The sequence below is a fragment of the Planctomycetia bacterium genome (assembly GCA_021413845.1).
In the GTDB taxonomy this organism is placed as follows: domain Bacteria; phylum Planctomycetota; class Planctomycetia; order Pirellulales; family PNKZ01; genus PNKZ01.
Window position 1 is genome coordinate 26,882 of the sequence record JAIOPP010000142.1, and the last position, 20,331, is coordinate 47,212.

A 20,331-nucleotide genomic window follows, 5' to 3' on the forward strand; every position below is an offset into this window, starting at 1 on the left:
GCTTATCGAATTTGGGAGAAGGCGGACGTTTACGACGTTCGCCTTTTTTCGTATCTTCCGCGTAGGGACATTGCCGAACACACCGCGCCGAACAAACCGCTGTCGGGCCGTTTCGAAGTCCGAGGATGATGCGCTTATGGCAGGAAGCCTACCTGTGCCGCGGTCGACGTCGTCGGCTGCAACGCTTCCCGATCTCGATCTTACGGCGCGCATGCGTCGTCTGTGCGAACATATTTGCGCGTCGCTGGATGAGCTGCGGCACGTCGACATGCGGCGCGTGGCTCTAAGAGTCTGTCAGACTCGACGCCGCGGGCCCTACGGCGTGCAAGCGACGATGACGCCGCTCCGCTTTCGCGATGGTGCGACGTCGACGCTGCGCCGCAATCGCCGTTGGATCATTCGGCCGATGCCGCTCGACGCCGAAGGCAATCCGTGTTTGTATCTGTTCAGCCTCTACGTGCCCAGGTTCTTAGATCTTCCAGCGGCGGAAAAACTCGCCGTGACGATCCACGAGCTCTGGCATATTTCGCCCGACTTCAACGGCGACCTGAGGCGGTTTCCCGGCCGTTATCATGCCCACGGATCGCGCTGCGATAAATACCACGACGACATGCGCGACCTGACGCGCCGCTGGCGCGCGACGCAGCCGGCCACGCCCCTCTTCGACTTCCTCGAAGGGGATTTCAAGAGCCTGCGGCAACGCTACGGCCGCATTCTAGGAATGCGCCTGCCGACCCCGCGTCTCTGGCGCGTCGACGCTCTGCCGCGCGAAGAACGCCCGAAAGACGATGCCTCGGCAGCGTAACGGCGATCGGCGTAGCTTGAACGTTCATCATTGTCATCGCTGCCTGCCGGCATTGCTCCGCGTTGACACGTTTCGACGGCATCGCTACCGTACGCCCCTCTCGCGCCGGTCGGCTTTTCGGCGGCGTTTCGAACTTTTAGGCGGTAGGCATCTTCCGTGCGACGGCAGCGTCTCGGTCTTCGTCTCTGCGCCCTCTTCTGCGTCGTTTCGTCGATGCATGCCGTCGGCTGTACGCCGATGGCGCCGATGAAGAAGCTGCCCCTCTCGATGCCGACGCTCGCGAAGAATAGCGTCGTGCTCGATGTACTCTTCGTCCGCTTTCCGGTCGGCGATGCCGATCTCAATGGGCCCGTCTGGCAAGAGATCGACGAGCTGCATTTTACGGCCGACGCTCGACGACGGATGGAGTCGAACGGTTTCCGCGCCGGCGTCATCAGTGGGCCGCTTCCGCTCAAGATCGAAGGACTTCTGAAGCTTTCGGATAAGCCGTCGAACGAACCGGACGGAGGTCGGAAAGTCGATGTCGAACGAACCTCGGCCGTGAAGCAACGACAACTGCGCGTGCGCGCCGGTCGACGGTCGAACCTCATTACGATGGGCGAGTCCGAGCGCGTGCCCGAGATGTCGCTCTTGTTGCGTGGCGACGATGGGCAAGTGAAAGGCCGCACCTATCGTGAAGTGATGGGCTTATTCGCCACTCGGGCCTATCCGCAAGGAGACGGCGGCGTGCGGATCGATCTCGTGCCGGAGCTCGAACATGGTACGGCGCAAAAGCGATTCGTCCCCGGCGACGGAATGTTTAAGGTGGAATTCGGCCCACCGCATGAAGTGCTCGAAGATCTCAAACTATCGGCCGTGTTGACGCCGGGCCAGTTCCTCGCGGTCACCTGCGTTCCTTCGCGCTCAGGCAGTCTCGGCTATCGCTTCTTCACCGAGACGAAGGGAGACGCCGCGATGCAGAAGTTGCTGCTGGTTCGATTCCTCCACTCCGAAATCGACAACCGCTTCAACGACACGCCCGCCGCGGTCGAGGGAGACGAAGAAGTGAAGACGGTCGACCTCGATGCCGTAACGCACGAGAATTCGTCGTTTCGGCGCGATAAGAACTAAGCCGCTTCAAGCTGTCGCAGCCAATAAGGTTGCAGTCAATAAAAAGGCCCCGCACGCTCGAGGAGTCGTGCGGGGCTTTTATGATTTACGCTACGCGATCGAGCGTGAAAGTTAGACCTTCACGCCGAGGGATTGACGTAGGCTTTCCAATTGTCCGGCCGAGCCGAGCATCTTATTCTTGTGTGTGATGAAGTCGGCATAGGCGGCCATGAACGGCTTGCCCGACGTGCGCGGATCGAAGTCCATCGGCTTATCACGGAACGTCTCGCGGAGAATCGCACACCACACCAACCGGCCGTCGGTGTCGATGTTCACCTTCGTCACACCAAGCTTCGCGGCCGGCAGATAATCGGCTTCGGGCACGCCGCTCGTTTCGGGCATGTTGCCCCCGGCGGCATTGATCCGGTCGACCCATTCCTTCGGCACGCTGCTGCTGCCGTGCATGACGAGCGGGTAGTTGGGCAACAGCTTTTGGATCGCTTGGATGCGATCGAAGTGCAGCCCTTGCTTCCCCTTGAACTTAAACGCACCGTGCGAGGTGCCGATCGCGACGGCGAGCGAATCGCAACCGCTCCGCTCGACGAATTCGACCGCTTGGTCCGGGTCGGTGAGGCAAGCGTGGTCGGCATCGACCGAGATGTCTTCTTCGACGCCGCCCAGCATGCCGAGTTCGGCTTCGACGGAGATGCCTTTATCGTGGGCCCGATCGACGACGCGGCGCGTGATCTCGATGTTCTTGTCGAACGGATCGTGCGAGGCGTCGATCATGACCGACGAGTAGAAGCCCGAGTCGATGCACTCGTATGCGACTTCTTCGGTGCCGTGGTCGAGATGGACGGCGAAGATCGCTTCCGGAAAGACTTCTTCCGAGGTCCGAATCATCGCTTCGAGGTAACGCTTGTCGGTGTAGCCGCGAGCGCCGCGCGAGAGCTGAATGATGAACGGAGCCGAGGCGTCTTTTGGCGCGGCACCTTCGTTCTTGTCCTTCTTGCCCAAGTTGCCGCGGAACAGCCCGATGGTCTGTTCGAGATTATTGATGTTGTAGGCACCCACGGCGTATTTGCCGTAAGCATGCTCGAATAGCTCTTTCGTCGTGACGATCATGAGAAGTGCTCCGAGGAGGCCATGCGGACGAGGGCAGGCTCTCGCAAAAAGGGAGTAAAAGACGGAATTACCGAAGTGGATAAGCTCAAAGTATATCGGATGCGAGACGGAGTTAAAGGTGACATCGAAATCCTTACAAAACCTAAGGTTAGGGCGTTCCGGCCATCCTCTCATTCACGTTGCCGGGTTTTCGGGATCCGAGTAGAATCCCCCACCCAAATTCCACGGATTCGCCGGTGCGCCGGCAGAGGAAGATGCGCATGAGCATGGACGCCGCTCGCCAACACGAATTCAGCTCCGTCGATTTAAGCCCTTTCGAGCAATTAAGCTACGCTCGGCAGATCCTGCGCATGGGCTCCCAAGCGCTGGAAAAAGTCAGCGAACGACTCGACCTCGAGTTCTGTCGCGCGGTCGAGCGGTTGCACACCTGCCGGGGGAGCGTCGTCGTCAGCGGGATCGGCAAGGCAGGCCTCGTCGGCCAAAAGCTTTCCGCCACGCTCGCCTCGACCGGCACGCGCAGCTTTTTTCTCCACCCGGCCGAAGCCGTGCATGGCGACCTCGGGCGTCTCCGCAGCGACGATGTCGCGCTCGTCCTTTCGCAGAGCGGCGAGACGGAAGAAGTCGTGCGACTGTTGCCGTCGCTGGCCGCGGCCGAGGTGCCGATCGTCGCGATGACGGCGCGGAGCAGTAGCCGCTTAGGGCGGGCCGCGGAGATCGTACTCGAACTCGGCCCGTTGCAAGAGGCCTGTCCGCTCGGTCTCGCGCCGAGTACCAGTACGACGGCGATGCTCGGCCTCGGCGATGCGTTGGCGCTCGTCACGAGCCGGATGCACCGTTTCGGTCGCGAAGATTTCGCGAGGGTTCACCCGGCCGGCGCGCTCGGTCGCCGCTTGAGCAAGGTTGAAGAGCGAATGCGTCCGGTCGATGAATGCCGTGTCGCTTCGGATGCGCAACCGTTGCGCGAAGTCTTCGCACAGGTTCGCCGTGCCGGTCGACGCAGCGGAGCCGTGATGTTGGTCGATGCCGAAGGAGCGCTCAGCGGCCTCTTCACCGATAGCGATCTCGCGCGACTGTTCGAGTCGCGCCGCTACGAAGGGTTCGACCTACCGATGTCGGCACTCATGACGAAGAACCCGACGATGGTCGTCGAAGGGACGATGCTGGCCGACGCCGTGGCGATCATGGCCGATCGTAAGTTCAGCGAACTACCGGTCGTCGATCGCTTCAGCAGGCCGATCGGTTTGCTCGACGTCACCGACTTGGTCGAGATGATTCCGGACGAGCCCCGTTGATTTCGTTTCGTATAAGCGACCCTCTAAAAACTTATCGCCGATTTTCCGAACGGACCGACCTCTATGACGAATTCCAATCTCCAACCGATCGAACTCATCTTGGCCGACGTCGACGGGGTGCTCACCGATGGCAGCATCATCTTCACGAACGAAGGGATCGAGATTAAGCGATTCAACATTCGCGACGGCCTGGGTATCAAACTCTGGCAACGAGCCGGCGGCAAATTCGGTCTGATTACCGGGCGCAATTCGCACATCGTCAACGTGCGCGCCGGTGAATTAGGCATCGAGATCGTGCGCCAAGGGACGGAGAAGAAGCTCACGGCGGTGAAGGAGATTCTCGCGCAGCTGCGCTTGGAACCTCAGCAGGTTTGCTTCATCGGCGACGATCTTCCCGACCTCGCGGCGATGCGCTACGTCGGACTCGGGGTCGCCGTCGCCGACGCTTGCATCGATGTTCGCCAAGCGGCCGATTACGTTACGCATCTCAACGGCGGAACCGGCGCCGTGCGCGAAGTGATCGAGATGATCTTGCGCGCACAGCAGCGCTGGGACGACGTTCTGCACCCTTATAACGCGTAAGACTCGCGCGTCGAGCATCGCAGCCATATTTGAAACCGTAGCCGATCCGAATCACCACTCCAACCCTTGCAGCGATCCGTGATCGAAAGCCTGACGCGCATCATCGCCAGCTTCGTGCTCACCGCCGCCTGTTATACGGCGTATGCGGTGGCGGTGGTGCCGTTCGTCGAGCCGGCGCCGCCGGAAGCAAACGGCGATCTTCCTGCTCTGACCGAAACGGATTTCCAAATCGCTCAAGAAGGAGCGGTGCGTCAACGGGCCGACTTAGCGTATTGGTTTCGCGACGGCGATTGGGAGCTGGACACTCCGTACATGCTCGAGACGTCGCAAGGCAAGCTGTTGTTTCGCGACCATCGACCTCGCGACGACGGCCTGTGGGAAATCAATCCTTGCTCGATGGTCTTACTTTCCAACGAACCGGGCGTCGATCCGGAGCTTCGTAAACGTCGGGCAACGGTGCTCCGCGCGCCGGAGGGAGCCCTACTGCGTTTCGAGACCCCGATCGACTTGAAGCAAGGAACCATCAGCAAGCTTATCGGAGGCGAATTGCTCGGCGAGGTCGAGATCACGAGCGGTCAAAAGTTGCCCGGCCCTGAAGACGATCTCAAGATCACGACGCGCGACGTGATGCTGAGCGAAACGCATATCTCGACGCCGCACATGTTGGAATACCGTCTCGGCACCCATCGCGGTCGGGGGCGCGGCGTGCTGATCGAAATGAATAGCGAAAAGACGCCCGGCGTGGGCGAGAGCCAAAATCGGGGCATTAAAACTCTGACGCTCCAAGAGCAAGTCTACGTGCATCTCGAGCCCGATGCGAACAGCGATCTTTTCCCAGGCCGTTCGTCCGAAGCGGCGGTTGCGAAAGCGCCTGCGGAGCGTGGGGCGAAGCCTTCGCCGCCGGTCGATATTCGCTGTAGCGGCGCCTTCACGTTCGACATGGTGAAGAACATCGCAGTGTTTCGTAAGCAGGTCGACGTTACGCGGCTGAATCCTGGCGCGGAAAGTGATCAAATCAACGGCGATTTGCTGACGATCTACTTCACGTCGGAGGCGCCGCCGACTGCCGCCGGTGTGCCCGACCCGAACGGAGCAGCGCAGGTCGCGTCGAAGAAGCTTGAGCCTTCGCGCATCGAAGTGATCGGCGAACCGGTCGTGATTCGCGCGCCGAGCAACCGCTTGCAAGCGCGCGCGCAATACGTCGAACACATTCTCGCCACGCGGAGCGTGAAGCTGCGCGATTCGGTCGAGGCGATCGTGCGGCAAGATGCCCGCGAGATTCGAAGCCCCGAGTTGACGTTCGTACCCGATGCCGCCGGCGGCTATGGGACGATGCTCGCCCAGGGAAAAGGAAGACTCATCGGCTCCGCTCCCGACGATCCGGCACAAACCTTCGAGGCCGAGTGGACTTCGCGCTTCTACTTCCGTCCGCACGAAGGGCAACCGGTCCTCTCGATCGAAGGCAATGCGCGCGTCGAAGTGCCGGGCAAGGGAACGATGGCGGCCAGTCAGATCCATCTGTGGTTCAAAGAGGTTCCGAAGTCTTCGACCACGCCGCTAGGTACGCAACCGCTCGTCGATTTGCCGGCCGTGGATACGGGCAAGAAGCCGCGCACTGAGCTCCAGGCCGATCGCTTGCTCGCGCTCGAAGCCGTGCATATCGACTCGCCGCAAATGGTCGGCGACATCGAACGTCTTGAAGGTTGGTTCGAGCATACGAATCGCGTCGGCATGCGCCAGGCGATGTACCGTCCTGCCGGCGACATAGTGCTGGTCACCGCGCTGCTCGGTGCCGGACCTCTGCAATTTCCCGACGAACGGCCGACGATCGTTGAACCGAAGCCGGTTCCGATGTTGGCGGAGCAACCTCGCGCAGCGGGCCTCTCCGGAGCAGTACCGCTGTCGACGATGTCCGGCGGCGGAATTCCCGCGGCGTCTCCGATCGTGCCCCGGCCGGGCATGGCGCCGATCGTGAATCCCGCGATGCAGCCGCAGCCGAATAACTTCGGGCAAGCAGCGGCTCCGGCCGCTCCGCCGGAGCCACAGCCGCAATACCATATTCGCGGTGAGTTGGCGCGGATGTTGATCAATGTTGAAGATCGCGTGATGCGAGTCCGCGAAGTCGTGGTCGAAAAGAACGTGAAACTAACGGAGACGCGCACGAAGCTCCCGACGGAGCAGCCGCTCTTGATTCAAGGCGACACGTTGCAGCTCTCACAAGCTTCGCCGACGGCTTCGTATGTCGTCGTTACCGGAACGCCGGCTTATGTCGAAGCACGCGGCATGACGATGTCGGGCGGCAAGCTGACGCTCGATCGCCCGAATCCGCAAACGAACCTGCTCGGCGTCCCCTGCCAAGGAGTGATGACGTTGCCGGTCGACCGCGACTTGCAAGGCAAGCCGACCGGTGCGCGCGAGCTTCTCAATCTCACTTGGCAAGGAGGGCTTACGTTCGACGGCCTGACGGCGAAGTTCGAGCGGGGGGTCGAAGCGCGACTCGCCACTCAATATCTCCGCACCGATCGGATGGACGTGATCTTCAATCGGCCGGTGGCGATGGGGGAATCGGACGGCAACCAACCGCCTCCCGATATCGAACGAGTGAATTGCTACGACGGCGCATTCGTCGAGAGCCGTACGTTCGAAGGGCCGGAGTTGAAATCCGTCGATCGTTTGACCGCTCGAACCTTAGCGCTGCATCGCCCTTCCGGCGACTTCGCCGCCGACGGCCCAGGCGAAGTCGTCTCGGTACGTCTGGGCAAACCGAAAGATCCTGCCGCACCACCGGCGTCGAATCAACCGGTTGGCAATGCCGGGATTCCGGCGATTCCGATCGGTTTCGGCGATGACGACCAAGCCGCGAACGCGAAGCCGACGATCAACTATTTGAATACCCGTTTCCAGCGCAGCCTCAAAGGAAACGAAATCCGCCGCGAGATGACCTTCTCGAATCAAGTGCGCGTCCTTTACGGACCCGTGCCACAATGGAACGCCGTGATCGATCCCGACCGGCCCGAGCAATGGGCCCAGCAAACGGTGCTGATCGATGCCGATCAATTGCAGGTCAACGCCGTGCGCGACAGCGCGACCAACACCGATTCCTACAATCTCGTGGCCGAAGGGAACACGCTCGTCGAAGGGAATACGTTCACGGCCCGAGCCCCGCGACTCACGTATGCGCAAGCGAAGGATCTGTTGGTGATCGAAGGAGATGCTCGCACCGATGCCGAGCTTCATCACCAGAAGAAAATCGGCGGTCAAAATTCCGACACGAAGGCGCAGCGTTTCATGATCTGGCCTTCGACGAATCGCGTGCAAGTCGATGGCGCGACGTTTCTCGACCTGACCCCGTAGCGCTCCGTCGGCACCGCTTCGTGGTTGCGAAACGTCAGACGCGCCGCCGTTCCTGATCGAGTCGTTCGGCGATGAATTGCATCGCGCGCGGCGCCATGTGGTCGTAGTATTTCCAGCTATGACCTCCGGCGGAAGTTTCTAAATCGACTTCGTGCATGATCCCCAGCGACGACAGCTTCATATGCAACCGCTCGGAGCTTTCATGCCAACGATAGTCGACAGGATCGCTGGAAAACCAGGTGTTGCGAGGCCAATTCAAAGGATGCACGTGGAGCGTCGCCGTATCTTGGCGCACCGCTTCCGGGTCGGAATACATTTCCGCGAGCGTGCCCCCTTCTTCTTCGTCGTAATAGCGAATCTGGTAATCGATAGCCGGGCTGATCGCGGCCACGATCGGAAACTTCGCCGGATGCTTAAACGCGAAGCGAAGCGCTCCTTGGCCTCCCATGCTTGTCCCGAGTAGTGCGACTCGACCGGGTCCGGAACCCCACCGCTCGCAAACATAGGGAAAGATATTGTCGAGCAGGTGCCTTTCGGCGGTCAGTTGCGGATCGAACTCGCGACAGATTTTGTTCGTCCACCAACTTCGTGCCGTCATCGGTCCGACGACCGGCAGCCCGTAACGGTCGAACTCTTTCCGAAACGCTTCGTTTTCGGTGAGCCGGGCGAGATGCACGCCATGCAGATAGAGCACGACGTAGCCATGCGGATTCAGCGCCGGCGGCTCGTAGATGTCGCACGAATGGCCGCCGACCTGCACTTCGCTCCAAGTTCCGGTTGCCGCTGCCATCGATTCTCGTTTTGCGGTTGTAAGTCGGTTCGTGCGCGAAGTGTCGCGAGTTCCACGGCTTTCAATGTATTGGCATTCGCCGGGCGCACAATAGAATGTGAGGGCTTGCAGGCCGAATATCCGAGGTAATCGTTTTGAAAATATTGCTGACCCAAGACGAAGTGCGCGAGGGAGTGACGCGCATGGCGCGCGACATCAACGCCTGCTACGGCAAGCGCCCGGTGACGATCGTCGGCGTATTGACCGGCAGCGTCGTCTTGCTCGCCGACTTGATCCGCCTGCTCGAAATGCCGCTCCGCGTCGGGCTCGTTCAAGCGAAAAGCTACCGCGGCGCGTCGACCGTGCGCAGCGAATTGCAAATCAAAGCCGATGCGTTACCCGATCTGACCGATCGCGAAGTCATTCTCATCGACGACATCTTCGACACGGGGCACACGCTCGATCGATTGCTCGAAAGCTTCGGCACGTTCGGCACGAAATCGATTCGTTCGGCCGTCTTATTGCGCAAGCATGGACGACAAGAAGTGAAGCGCGAGCCCGACTTTTACGCGTTCGAGATCCCCGACGAGTTCGTCGTCGGCTACGGACTCGACTACGACGACGAGTATCGCAACTTGCCGCACATCGCGGCGCTGGAGCCTCACGAGATCGTCGGGAACAAGTCGTGAGTCGGCTGAGGCTGGTGTATGTAACGCGCAGATTTCGGCCTCTGCCGGGAGGATTGGAAAACGTCGCCGTGCGCATGCTCATCGAACTGGCGCGGCGTGGTCATGCCGTGCATGTAGTCACCCCTCGCTGGCAGCCCGACTGGCCGACGGAGACCGATTATGCGGGAGTGCGCGTAGTTCGGATCGCTCCTCCTGCCGGAGGTTGTTGGGGCGAAGCACGCTATGCGCGGCGGCTGGTCGCCACGCTCGACTCGCTTCGCGAGCGAATGCAGGTCGCGATCGTTTCCGGCTTGCGAATCGATGCGCAAACCGTGGTCGGCGCGGCGCGGCGAAGCGGCCGCGTGGTGTTCCTGCAGCCGGAGCGGCCGGGAATCGAAGGAGATTGTCATTGGCAAATCGAAGCCCGCGGCGGAAGTCGATTGAAACGTCGTTGCTACCTGGCCGATGGTTTCGTCGCGCTGACGGCGCTTTTGCAACGCGAACTCACGGCGGCCGGTTACGCGCGATCGCGCATCTACGGCGTGCCGCTCGGCGTGCCGAGCGTGACGCCGACGACCGCGGCGCAGAAAGCGGAAGCACGCCGTAGCTTAGCGCAAGCCGATCCCGCTTTGGCGCTGCCGAACGATGCGCGCTTGGTCGTGTATGTCGGGCGATTGCGGTTCGGGAAGGGATTGGAGGTGTTGCTCGAGGCGTGGCGCGGCATCGTCGCGGATCGAGAAAATGTAGTACTTTGGCTGGTCGGCGAAGGGCCCGACGCCGAGGCGCTGCGCGAACGGATGTTCGAGCTTGGTTTGGCGAAGAGCGTGCGTTTGACCGGTGCTTTCGACGACGTAGAAGATGTGTTTCGCGCCGCCGATCTCGCCGTGTATCCTTCGCAAGACGACGGGCTCGGTGTCGGCGTGCTCGAAGCCGCGACGTACGGGCTGCCGATCGTTGCCGGCGATACCGTGACGCATCGCGAATTCTTCTCGGACGATCGTGCGGCGCTGCTCGTACCGAAGCACGACGCTGCCGCACTTGCGGCAGGCCTCGCATCGCTCCTCGACGACGACACACTTGCCCGCCAACGTGGCGCAGAGGCGCGGCTTCGCGTGGAACGGGAGCATGGCCTCACGGCGATGGTCGATACCTACGAACGACTGTTGATCGAAGCCGTCGCGCGAAAGCCCGCCGAGGTGCGGTCATGACGCGCCGTCGGTTAGTGCATGTCGTCGAGTCGCTCGAGCCGTGGAGCGCGCAACGGATGCTCTCGCTGGTGGCACGTCGGCTCCCGGTCGACATGTTCGAGCAGCGGGTCGTCGCATTACACAGTGCCGGCGAAAGTGAAGATCTTTGTCGCGCCGAGTTGCTCGCTGCGGGAATTCAGGTTGACGTCGTCGGTGGGCTTCGCGCGAGATCGCAAAACAGTGAGCGACGAAGCTGCGGCGATTCACGCGTTGCCGCGACTTGGGGTGTGCGCCGATTTGTCGCTCGCGATGCCGCGGAGATCGTCCATCTTTGGGACGACTCGGCACGCGCGTGTGTCGGCCCCTGGATCGCGTTGACTAACGGGCCGGCGATCGTGTACTCGCTGCGAAACCCTCGATGCGACGCGCTTGGGCTCGATCGGTTTTTGGAACGTCGCACGTTGTCGCGCGCCGCGGCGATCATCGCAAACGATCCCACTGTGCGAACGCAGCGACTGGCGGTTCATCCTCGATATCAATCGCAATGGGCCGGCAAAACGCGCGTCGTGCGCGATTCGATCGAACCCGCTAAGACTTATCGGAACGACGGCATTCGCTCGGCGCTTGGAGTTCCGCAAAGTACGAAGCTGATCGGCACTGCCTGTCGGCTCGTGCCCGATGCGAACGTGCGCGACTTGCTCTTCGCCGGCGCGTTATTGAAGCTCGTCCATGAAGATTTTCGCATCGTTATCTGCGGCGATGGCCCCTCGCGCGATGATCTTCGTCGTTTCGCCACGCTTATGCGCATCGACGAGATTACGCACTTCGTCGGGCCGGCGATCGATCCCGATGCCGTTATTTCGGAGCTTTTCGCCTATGTCGCTCCCGCCTATTGGGCCGGCCCTGCGCGCGAGATCGGCGTTGCCTTGCGACACGGCGTTCCGGTCGTCGGTGTCGACACGCCCGTTCGCCGCGCCGAACTCGACGTCGAACGAAACGGCTTCGTCTTTCGTGAACACGACCAAGGCGCGCTGACGCGCCATCTGCATCAACTCTTGGGCGACGCGCCGGTTTACGACCGCATGAGCTCCGCGGCCCGCGAACGGGCTCAAGGGTTCTCGCATCCGGACGAAGTCGCCGCGCAATACGCCGCGATTTATGACGAAGTCGCCCGATAAGCGTTCGCGCGTCGACTACAACTCGCGAATCCAAATGTTGCGAAAGCGGGTCGGGTTGCCGTGATTCTGTAGATTAAACGGCAGTTTATCCGCATGCTTCGTATACGACGGCGGGCGATCGTAGAACGTCCCCCCTTCCAGCGCGAAATGGTTCTGCACGAGAACCCCGTTTTGCAAGACGGTCATATAGGCGGGCTCAAGCAGTTTGCCATCGTCGGCGAATTTCGGAGCGGTGAAGATAATGTCGTACGTTTGCCACTCGCCCGGCTTGCGACAGACATTCACAAGCGGCGGACGTTGCTTATAGATCGAACCGGCTTGGCCGTCGAAGTAGGTTTTGTTTTCGTAGGAATCGAGAATTTGCACTTCGTAAATTCCCATCAAGTAGACGCCGCTATTGCCGCGCCCCTGCCCTTCTCCCTTCACGACGTCGGGCGTGGCCCATTCGATGTGCAACTGGCAACTGCCGAACGAGCGGCGCGTGGTCACTCCCCCTCCTCCGCCGACCGTGGCGACGCCGTCTTTCACGGTCCAGCCTTGCCCGCCGGTGAACTCCTTCGCGAGATCCTTGCCGTCGAAAATAACGATCGCATCCGAGGGGGCCGTCGTTGCGTCGCCGGGGTTCACGATCGTCGGCTCTTTCCATTCCTTCCCGCTCACATACTCTCGACTCGCCGGGGCAGCCTTCTTCGGCGCTTCCTTAGCGGCGGGCTCTTTAGCGGCAGGTTCTTTAGCGGCCGATTGCTTTTCGTCTTTAGCTGCTTCGACGGGTGCCGTGAAGCCGGCGATCAGAAGCGAAGCGACGGCGGTGCGAAGATAAAACATAGCTGCGATGCGCATGCACGGATCCTCGAACTAGGGCTACTGGGCAAGATGCTTTTTCGGCGTCGACATAGGCCGCGACGCTAGTATGCGTCGAGCCGAGGCGCGTCGCAAGCCGGCAGCCGATCGGGAGCGTCCGCACTTCTGCCGTCGTGTTCAAGACGCGGCGTTTGAGAAAAGTCAGCTACCGCTGGGAACAACGCCGGAGAGGCCGCCGACGATGGACGTGAACCAGGCCGCACCGCCGACATAGACGCTGAAGACGATGATCGCCAACAGGCCGAAGCAGAGGTAGCGTTCCACCCCGTGACCGGCGAACGCCACGGCCGTCAGACCGAGCGATAGGAGAATCGTACCGGCGACGAATAACATTTCGCGCCAATAACCCCACATCATATTCGACGAGACAGCCTCGGTGGCTGCGTTCTGATTCTCGGCCCATTTCGCTTCGCTTAGGCGGCGCTCTTTTTCATGCGCTTTGCGCAAGTCTTCCAAGCTCTTGAGAACTTCGTTTTTGCGTTTGTCGGTGATCTTGTCGTCGGCCAGTTCCGCGTTATAGGCCTTCGTTTCGACTTGATACGGCCCTTCGAAGTGCTGCTCGTCTTGCAAGACACGCGCCTTGAGCCGCGAGATGTTGCGCGCTCCCAACCCATCGCAGCCGCGCGCCGTCAGCACTAAGACCAAACCGAGCATTAAGATCGCTTGCGCACCGGCCAGCAACGCTCCGCCGGAAAGTTCGCCGGAGCGTGGTGCCACGGTCGGGCCGACGTTGCGCACCGGCGTCGTGGGTTGCACGACCGTCTGCGCCGGCGCCGGCTGTTGTGTCGCGGCGGGTTGCGTCGTGGCGGCGGCTGGAGCGGGGTCGCTTCCCGACCATCGCCCTGCCGCGGCATCGGCTGCCGTCTGCGTCGTGGCCGGAGCAAGCGGAACGGTTCCGTAAGTTTGTGAAGACTGTGGTTGAGCGGCCGCGGCCGTGGTCGTGCTCGGAGCGGCAGCCGCACCGGCGGGAGCAGCAGGTGCGGTCGATGGTAATGCCGTACCCGAGGCGGAAGGTCCGACCGCAAGCGTCGAGCCGGTCGGCGACGTTGCGGAAAGTTGAAAAATAATACCGCAGCCCGGTGCGGGACAGCGCAACTTCATCCCGGCATGTTCAAGCGGAACCTGCAAGCGATGCCCGTTCGGACAGACGGCTTCCAACATTTCTTAAGTTCCTACCGACATCAGGATGTGAGTCTATGAGCCAACGCCGTGCGATCGAACGGCCGCTCCGGCAAAACGTCGCCGTATTCAGAAGTGCAGTGTCAGTATAGACGCCGGCAATTCGGGATGCAAAACGCTCTTCCTCTTCCGCCGGTGCGGAAAGGCCGTTTCCCTGCCGTTGCCTAGCGCCGTAGAATCTATGCCATGCCCGACGGCGGGGAGTTTTCGGACTCTAGCGATTGTCGGGCCGTCTTTCCTCGTGAGTTCGCCGTGATGTCGATCGCCGATCGCGTTCTGGAATCGTATCTCGACGAATCGCTCCCGGTCGAAGAAGCGGCCTCGGTCGAACGACTCTTGCGCGACGACCCGTCGCTGCTCGAGCGATTGTCGGTGCTCATCCGTCGGCGCGACCTCGGCGACCATTCGCTCGGTGCGATTTGGCAGCGGCAGCGGATCACCTGCGCCGACCGGAGCACGCTGGGAGCCTATCTGCTCGGCGTGCTCGACGGTGCCTCGCGGCGCTATTGGGATCTGCATCTCAATGTCGTCGAATGCCGCTTCTGCCGCGCCAACCTCGACGACATGCGCTTACGTCGTGAAGCTCGGCCAGATCAGACCACGGCTCGACGGCGAAAGTTTTTCGAGTCGAGCGTCGGCCGATTGGCGAAGCCCTAGCGGGCGGGCTATAGTAGCCCGATGCCGTAGACCAACAGCGCGGCAGAACCGCCGGCAAGTACGGCGGCAACGATCTTTTCCCAGCCACGCATCGCAAGCGGCGGATAGAACGTCCGAGGTCGATAAGGATCGAAGCCTCGCGCCGTCACGCTTTCGGCCAATGTCTCGGCTTTGCGCAGCGCGGCGGCGATGACCGGCAGCAGGATGCCAAGCTCCGCACGATAGGAACCGAACCGATCTCCCGGCATTCCCCAGATTCGAAAGCGGTAACCTCGGAGTTTTCGCGCCTGCCGCACCTCGATCGCCTCCTCGATCAGCAGAGGTAGGAAACGGAGCGCGGCCGTCGTCATAAAGCTGAGTGTCGTCGGCAGGCGGAACCACGACAGCGCGGCCAGCATACGCTCGGGACTCGTCGACAGACTGACCGTAAAGCCGGCGAGCGCCGTGGCGAGCAGCCGCAACGACTGCATCGCTCCATAACGCAAGCCTTCGACGGTGAGCACGACGCCGGCGAACCGATCGCCTCCGGTGCCGCGCGGCGCCACCAACGTCAATAGCGGCGTTCGCGGCTCGAAGGAATAGAAGAACCCTTGCGTGAGCATCGTCCCCCATACCGTCAGCGCGAGAATGCCGAGAATCGCTCCCCAACCGCGCGCCGGAAGCCTGAGACCGGTGCTGAAGAAGATCGCCGTAGCGAACAGAACGCCAAGCTCGTCGAGCGATTGTACGACGGCCGCTGCGACCGAAATACCGAACACGTAGAGAAGCTTGACGCGCGGGTCGAGCCGTGCCAACCAAGCGCGAGCGTTCGTCGGCGTAAACAGAGCGGAAGACATTAGGCATCGCTCCGCGATGGATCGCCGGCTTGAAGTTGCCGAGCAAGAAACTCGGCGATGAGCCCGGTGACGTCGAAGGAGTGCAAGCCATGTTCGCGGCGAAAGTCCCACACGGCCGACGAGCGCAACTCGGCCCGTTGCATGAGCGACGGATCGGCGAGCAAGTCGGCGGGAGTTCCTGTTTGCAGCAGCTTGCCTTCCGCTAAGACGAAGATGCGATCGGCATAGCGCACCGCCGTTGCGAGATCGTGCGTGGAAAAAAGGAGCGCTTCCGGACCTCCCGGCGTGCCGACGCAACGGCTTAAGAGCTCCATCATCCTTACGATCATCGGCCCGTCCTGACCGGTCGTCGGCTCGTCGAGCAGCAAGAGCCGGGGCGAGGTTGCCAGGGCCGCGGCGATCGCGGTTCGTACACGTTGCCCTTGGCTGAGCGCCTGGGGCGTCTCCGTAAGTAGTTCTTCCAGCGCGAACAAGTTCGCCATCAGTTGCACGCGCTCCGCAACGACCGCCGGCTTGAGCCCTATTTGCCGGGGCCCGTATGCGAGCTCCTCGGCAACCGTACGATGGACGAGCGTGAGCTCGGCCCGTTGCGGAACGAGGACCGTCGGTAACGTGCTTTTGTCGTTCACGTTCCAATCGATGCGGCCGCCGGTGGGGTCGAGCAACCCGGCGAGCAAATTCATCAGCGTGCTCTTGCCTGCACCATTGGGGCCGACGAGCGCGATCCGCTCGCCGCGCGAAATCTCGAAAGAGACGTCGCTCCAGACCGGCTCACCGCTGGGATAGCGATACGTTAAGCCGCGCACCGCGAGTACCGTTTCCGCGGTCTTCGCAGTGCGCAGTCGATCGGACTGTGCGATGGTTGTCGGAGGCCGCCGTCGAGATTGAGACACGTTTCCTTTCAAGCCGGCGATCGTCCAGGCTTCCGGTTCGACGAGCCCCACGGTGCGCAGCGCCGCCGTCGCGCGCGGAATATCGGTTGCGTCGATGTCCGCGGCGAGTCTTCCTCCCTCGAGCAGCAACAATCGATCGGCCTCGGGCAGCAACTCTTCTAGGCGATGCTCCGCCACGACGATCGTCATTCCGGCGGCGCGCAACAGGCGCAATTCGGCGATGAATGCCGAGGCGGCACGTGGATCGAGCCTGCTGAGGGGTTCGTCGCAGATCAGAATGCGCGGCCTCATCGCTTCGATCGCGGCCAAAACCAAGCGTTGTTTCCAGCCCCCGGAAAGATACGGCGTCGGAACGTGGCGGAAGGGATTGAGCCCGAATTGTTCGGCGATTTCCGCGATCCGGAGGCGAATCTCTTCGACCGGCAGATTCAAGTTTTCCAAGCCGAAAGCCAGTTCCGCTTCGACGGTCGACGTGCAGATTTGATCGTCGGGCGATTGCAGCACAAGGCCGACGAAGCGCGCCGCATCGGCAGTCGCCAGCGTGCGGGTATCGCGCCCGAACCAACGCACCGCTCCGCTCATCGTTCCGCGCGCGTATTGAGGAATCAAGCCGGCCAGTGCGCGCAGCAACGTCGACTTTCCCGAGCCGGTCCGCCCGGCGACGACGGTCCATGAGCCGGCTGGAAGCGAGAAGGAAAGGTCGACGAGCGTCGGTTGATCGCGACCCGGAAACGTGTAGCCGAGTCGGTCGACTTCGATCGCGCTGGCTGCGAGTGTGGGTTCGTGGAGGCCGGTCGTTGCACGATTCACGGCGCGGTCTTTCGGAGTTGAAAGCCCCAAAGCGTACCGATCGCGGCGCCGATGGCGCCGTATCCTAAGCCGGTAACCAGAGCCACCCTTTGGACATACCACATCGGGAACATGAGCTTGTAGAAGTAGATCGAAATGAAGAACTGAGCGTAGAGCGCAATGGCATTGGCAAGCCCGATGGCGAGCGCCGTGCGAGCGACGAGCAGCGTCGTCGGCTTGCCGGGCAAGGTCGTTCTGCGCTCTAGTTTCGTCACTCCGAAGAGCGCCAAGATCGCTTCATGCACGACGATGCTCAGCCCGACCATGGCGATGCCGGCGAGCGAAAAGCTTCCCGACACGATCCCGTTGAGCAACCAGACGGTCAGGATCGTCAACGTCGCCGTGCCGATGCGCGGGATCAGCGTCACGATTACGGCCATCAGCAAACAGGGAATCCCTTCGCCGCCAATGCCGTCGAGATAGACGGCCCAAGGCCCGAGGAAAACGTGAACGACCGAGCCGGCGAGCCGAGCCGCGAACGACACCGCGAAGTGGAGCGCCGCGACCATCGCGATGGTCGAAAGTTCCCGATTGTCGAAGAGTCCGCCGGCGCTGCGGCCGGCGAACATCGGAGCGGCAAGCGGCGAATCGTCGGCTACGTGCATGGTTCCTCGACTAGCCGACGATCGGATCGCACCGGATGCGAGCTTCGTTCGACTCTGGTATACAATGCCGATAAACATCGCAGGAACGGGCGCTCGCAACGCCGCCGTTCCGAATCGAACAGAATACCCATCGCCCACCCCTCTTCGCCAGTCCCGTTGCGGAGCACTCGATGCCCAACGTCATCACACTTTCCTTTCCGGAAGCCGACATCGCCCTGCTGACGCTCGACGACCCGTCGAAAGGGGCGAATGTACTTTCTCGCCCCGTGCTCGACGAGCTTGCCGCGCACTTAACGAGTTTGGAAAGCCGCACCGATCTGGCCGGCCTCATCGTGCGCTCGACCAAGCCGGGCATTTTCATCGCGGGGGCCGACATCCGCGAGTTCGTCGCCGCCGGCAAGATCACGAAGCAAGAAACGATCGCGATCGCCGATCATGGACGTGAGTTGTTTCGTCGTTTGTCTCGGCTCGCCGGCCCGAGCGTCGCGGCGATCGACGGCATTTGCGTCGGCGGCGGGGCCGAGTTGGCGGTGTGGTGCGATCGGCGGCTGATGACCGCAAGCCCTAAGGCGCAGATCGGATTCCCGGAAGTGAAGCTCGGTATGTTTCCGGGCTGGGGCGGAACGGCCCGTCTGCCGCGCATCGTCGGCCTGGCGAACGCCGTCGAGATGATTACCGGCGGAGAATCGATCGATGGACGCGCGGCTCGCGCGATGGGGCTGGCGACGGAAGTCGTGGAAGTAGCCGAAGCCGACGCCTTGCTCCAAGAAGCGATCGCGCTCGTGCGCGCGGAACGGGCAAGCGGCGACTATTTGCGCGACCGCGAACTTTGGTCGAAGCCGAGTACGCTCAGCGAGACCGAGCTAGGGTTTCTCGGCGCGACCGGCAATGCCTACATCATGCAGCAGACCAAGGGGCAGTATCCCGCTCCGATCGCGGCGCTGAACTTACTGCTCGAAGCGGCCGGCGTCGATATCGACGAAGCCTGTCGGATGGAAGCGGACGGGTTCGCCGAAATCTTCGGCACGCCGGTCAATAAAGCCTTGCTCAACGTCTTCATGCTGACGGATCGGAATAAGAAAGATGCCGGGATCGCCGACCGCGCGATCAAGCCGAAGCCGATCGCAAGCGTCGGCGTCGTCGGAGCCGGCATCATGGGCTCGGGCATCGCCGGCGCGTGCGTTAAACGAGAGGTACCCGTGACGATCCTCGATGCGCGGCCCGAAGCGCTGGCCGGTGGAATGCGCAAGGCGATCGAAGAAGCCGCTTACGATAAAGTCGCGAAAGGTCCGACGACCGAACGGCTGTTGAAGTTTGCGCCGCTCGTGCGGGCCGTCGGGAATGAAGCCGAGTTTGCTTCATGCGAGCTCGTGGTCGAGGCGATCGTCGAGAACGAGAAAGTGAAGCGGGAGCTCTATTCCAAGCTTGAGCCGCAACTTTTGGAGCTCGCGATCTTGGCCTCGAACACATCGGCCATTTCGATCACGCGCTTGGCGAAAGGGTTGAAAAATCCGGAGCGATTCTGCGGCATCCACTTCTTCAATCCGGTGCGGAAGATGCCGCTGGTCGAGGTGATCCGCGGCGCGCAGACGAGCGACGAAACGATCGCGTCGGCAGTCTCGTTCGCCAAAGGACTCGGCAAGAGTCCGATCGTCGTGGAAGACGGGCCCGGGTTCCTGGTGAATCGGTTGTTGTTCCCCTATATGAACGAGGCGTTGGAGTTGCTTGTCTCCGGCGTGCCGATCAAGGCGGTCGACGGCGCGGCCAAAGGCTTCGGTATGCCGATGGGGCCGATCACGTTGTACGACGTCGTCGGGCTCGATACGGCGCTGTTCGCCGGCCGTGTGATGGTCGAGGCGTTTCCCGATCGCTTTCTGACGTCGCCGCTGTTGGAAGAAATGGTGCAAGCCGGCCGCTTGGGGCAGAAATCGCGCAGTGGGTTCTTCGCCTATAAAGATAAGTCCGATCGGGGTGAGCCCGACCCGACGTTCGATCCGATTCTTGCCAAGCACGCTCGCAAGCCTGCGGGTTCGGAGAAGTCGGCGAAGCTCGACGCACAAACGATCGCGCTCCGGCTATTCTTGCCGATGCTGCTGGAGGCGACGCGCGTAATCGCCGAGAAAAAGGTGCGCGATCCGCGCGATGTCGACCTCGGGCTCATTTTCGGGATCGGCTTTCCGCCGTTTCAAGGAGGGCTGCTGTTTTGGGCCGATACGTTCGGCGCGGCGCAGATCATTGAAATGCTCAAGCCGTTCGAGGCACTGGGCGAACGGTATCGCCCGACGCCGCTCTTGCTCGAGCTTGCGGCCGGCGGCGGCAAGTTCTACGACCTCGCGAAGAAATAATCCGTAGTAAGAAATAGATTGTAAGAAGAAATTCGCTCGCCTCGCCCGTTGGATTTT

At 61.7% G+C, this 20,331-nt stretch carries 17 protein-coding genes; 10 read left to right on the plus strand and 7 right to left on the minus strand.

Annotation, left to right across the window (positions count from 1 at the left end):
- Nucleotides 1–154: 154 nt before the first annotated feature.
- Nucleotides 155–805 (plus strand): hypothetical protein, encoded by a 651-nt coding sequence (locus K8U03_23915; GenBank protein ID MCE9607943.1) that lies wholly within the window; start codon nucleotides 155–157, stop codon nucleotides 803–805.
- A gap of 246 nt (nucleotides 806–1,051) precedes the next feature.
- The gene (locus K8U03_23920) at nucleotides 1,052–1,915 is read left to right on the plus strand and encodes a hypothetical protein (protein ID MCE9607944.1); all 864 of its coding nucleotides are present in this window, start codon (nucleotides 1,052–1,054) and stop codon (nucleotides 1,913–1,915) included.
- A 111-nt stretch (nucleotides 1,916–2,026) separates the two neighbouring features.
- Here the strand turns inward: K8U03_23920 and K8U03_23925 are convergent, their stop codons facing one another.
- A complete protein-coding gene (locus K8U03_23925; GenBank protein ID MCE9607945.1) occupies nucleotides 2,027–3,019 on the minus strand; it encodes a class II fructose-bisphosphate aldolase in 993 nt (330 codons plus the stop codon).
- A gap of 266 nt (nucleotides 3,020–3,285) precedes the next feature.
- On the opposite strand from K8U03_23925, the gene K8U03_23930 reads away from it, so the two are divergent.
- The 3 genes from K8U03_23930 to K8U03_23940 all read left to right on the plus strand — a co-directional run bounded on the left by K8U03_23930 (nucleotide 3,286) and on the right by K8U03_23940 (nucleotide 8,247).
- Nucleotides 3,286–4,311, plus strand: coding sequence for a KpsF/GutQ family sugar-phosphate isomerase (locus K8U03_23930; protein MCE9607946.1), 1,026 nt, complete (start codon nucleotides 3,286–3,288; stop codon nucleotides 4,309–4,311).
- Between the two features lie 63 nt (nucleotides 4,312–4,374).
- Nucleotides 4,375–4,893, plus strand: a complete 519-nt coding sequence (locus K8U03_23935) for an HAD hydrolase family protein (GenBank protein ID MCE9607947.1) — start codon at nucleotides 4,375–4,377, stop codon at nucleotides 4,891–4,893.
- A gap of 78 nt (nucleotides 4,894–4,971) precedes the next feature.
- Nucleotides 4,972–8,247 (plus strand): hypothetical protein, encoded by a 3,276-nt coding sequence (locus K8U03_23940; GenBank protein ID MCE9607948.1) that lies wholly within the window; start codon nucleotides 4,972–4,974, stop codon nucleotides 8,245–8,247.
- 34 nt (nucleotides 8,248–8,281) lie between these two features.
- On the opposite strand, the gene K8U03_23945 is transcribed toward K8U03_23940, so the two are convergent.
- Nucleotides 8,282–9,037, minus strand: a complete 756-nt coding sequence (locus K8U03_23945) for an esterase (protein ID MCE9607949.1) — start codon at nucleotides 9,035–9,037, stop codon at nucleotides 8,282–8,284.
- 134 nt (nucleotides 9,038–9,171) lie between these two features.
- Between K8U03_23945 and hpt the strand changes: the two genes are divergently transcribed.
- Genes hpt through K8U03_23960 form a run of 3 tightly spaced genes read left to right on the plus strand, consistent with a single transcriptional unit; the run spans nucleotide 9,172 to nucleotide 12,049 of the window.
- Entirely contained in the window at nucleotides 9,172–9,705 is a 534-nt protein-coding gene (gene hpt, locus K8U03_23950) for a hypoxanthine phosphoribosyltransferase (GenBank protein ID MCE9607950.1), read from the plus strand.
- The gene (locus tag K8U03_23955; protein ID MCE9607951.1) at nucleotides 9,702–10,892 is read left to right on the plus strand and encodes a glycosyltransferase family 4 protein; all 1,191 of its coding nucleotides are present in this window, start codon (nucleotides 9,702–9,704) and stop codon (nucleotides 10,890–10,892) included. The genes hpt and K8U03_23955 overlap by 4 nt, the downstream gene beginning before the upstream one ends.
- On the plus strand, nucleotides 10,889–12,049 hold the full coding sequence (locus K8U03_23960; GenBank protein MCE9607952.1) for a glycosyltransferase: 1,161 nt from the start codon (nucleotides 10,889–10,891) through the stop codon (nucleotides 12,047–12,049). Before K8U03_23955 ends, K8U03_23960 begins: the two co-directional genes overlap by 4 nt.
- A 15-nt stretch (nucleotides 12,050–12,064) precedes the next feature.
- Here K8U03_23960 and K8U03_23965 read toward each other — a convergent pair whose 3' ends face one another.
- Together K8U03_23965 and K8U03_23970 are read right to left on the minus strand one after the other, a co-directional pair.
- A complete protein-coding gene (locus K8U03_23965) occupies nucleotides 12,065–12,874 on the minus strand; it encodes a DUF1080 domain-containing protein (GenBank protein ID MCE9607953.1) in 810 nt (269 codons plus the stop codon).
- A gap of 177 nt (nucleotides 12,875–13,051) precedes the next feature.
- The gene (locus K8U03_23970) at nucleotides 13,052–14,071 is read right to left on the minus strand and encodes a hypothetical protein (protein MCE9607954.1); all 1,020 of its coding nucleotides are present in this window, start codon (nucleotides 14,069–14,071) and stop codon (nucleotides 13,052–13,054) included.
- Between the two features lie 273 nt (nucleotides 14,072–14,344).
- Here K8U03_23970 and K8U03_23975 point away from each other — a divergent pair, with 273 nt between their 5' ends.
- A complete protein-coding gene (locus K8U03_23975) occupies nucleotides 14,345–14,746 on the plus strand; it encodes a hypothetical protein (protein MCE9607955.1) in 402 nt (133 codons plus the stop codon).
- 8 nt (nucleotides 14,747–14,754) lie between these two features.
- Here the strand turns inward: K8U03_23975 and K8U03_23980 are convergent, their stop codons facing one another.
- The 3 genes from K8U03_23980 to K8U03_23990 are packed head-to-tail and all read right to left on the minus strand — an operon-like array spanning nucleotide 14,755 to nucleotide 17,929.
- Nucleotides 14,755–15,582, minus strand: a complete 828-nt coding sequence (locus K8U03_23980) for an energy-coupling factor transporter transmembrane protein EcfT (GenBank protein ID MCE9607956.1) — start codon at nucleotides 15,580–15,582, stop codon at nucleotides 14,755–14,757.
- The gene (locus K8U03_23985; GenBank protein MCE9607957.1) at nucleotides 15,582–17,285 is read right to left on the minus strand and encodes an ATP-binding cassette domain-containing protein; all 1,704 of its coding nucleotides are present in this window, start codon (nucleotides 17,283–17,285) and stop codon (nucleotides 15,582–15,584) included. Before K8U03_23985 ends, K8U03_23980 begins: the two co-directional genes overlap by 1 nt.
- Nucleotides 17,282–17,929 (minus strand): hypothetical protein, encoded by a 648-nt coding sequence (locus K8U03_23990; GenBank protein ID MCE9607958.1) that lies wholly within the window; start codon nucleotides 17,927–17,929, stop codon nucleotides 17,282–17,284. The genes K8U03_23985 and K8U03_23990 overlap by 4 nt, the downstream gene beginning before the upstream one ends.
- Before the next feature lie 170 nt (nucleotides 17,930–18,099).
- Here K8U03_23990 and K8U03_23995 point away from each other — a divergent pair, with 170 nt between their 5' ends.
- Nucleotides 18,100–20,274, plus strand: a complete 2,175-nt coding sequence (locus K8U03_23995; protein MCE9607959.1) for an enoyl-CoA hydratase/isomerase family protein — start codon at nucleotides 18,100–18,102, stop codon at nucleotides 20,272–20,274.
- Nucleotides 20,275–20,331 lie beyond the last annotated feature (57 nt).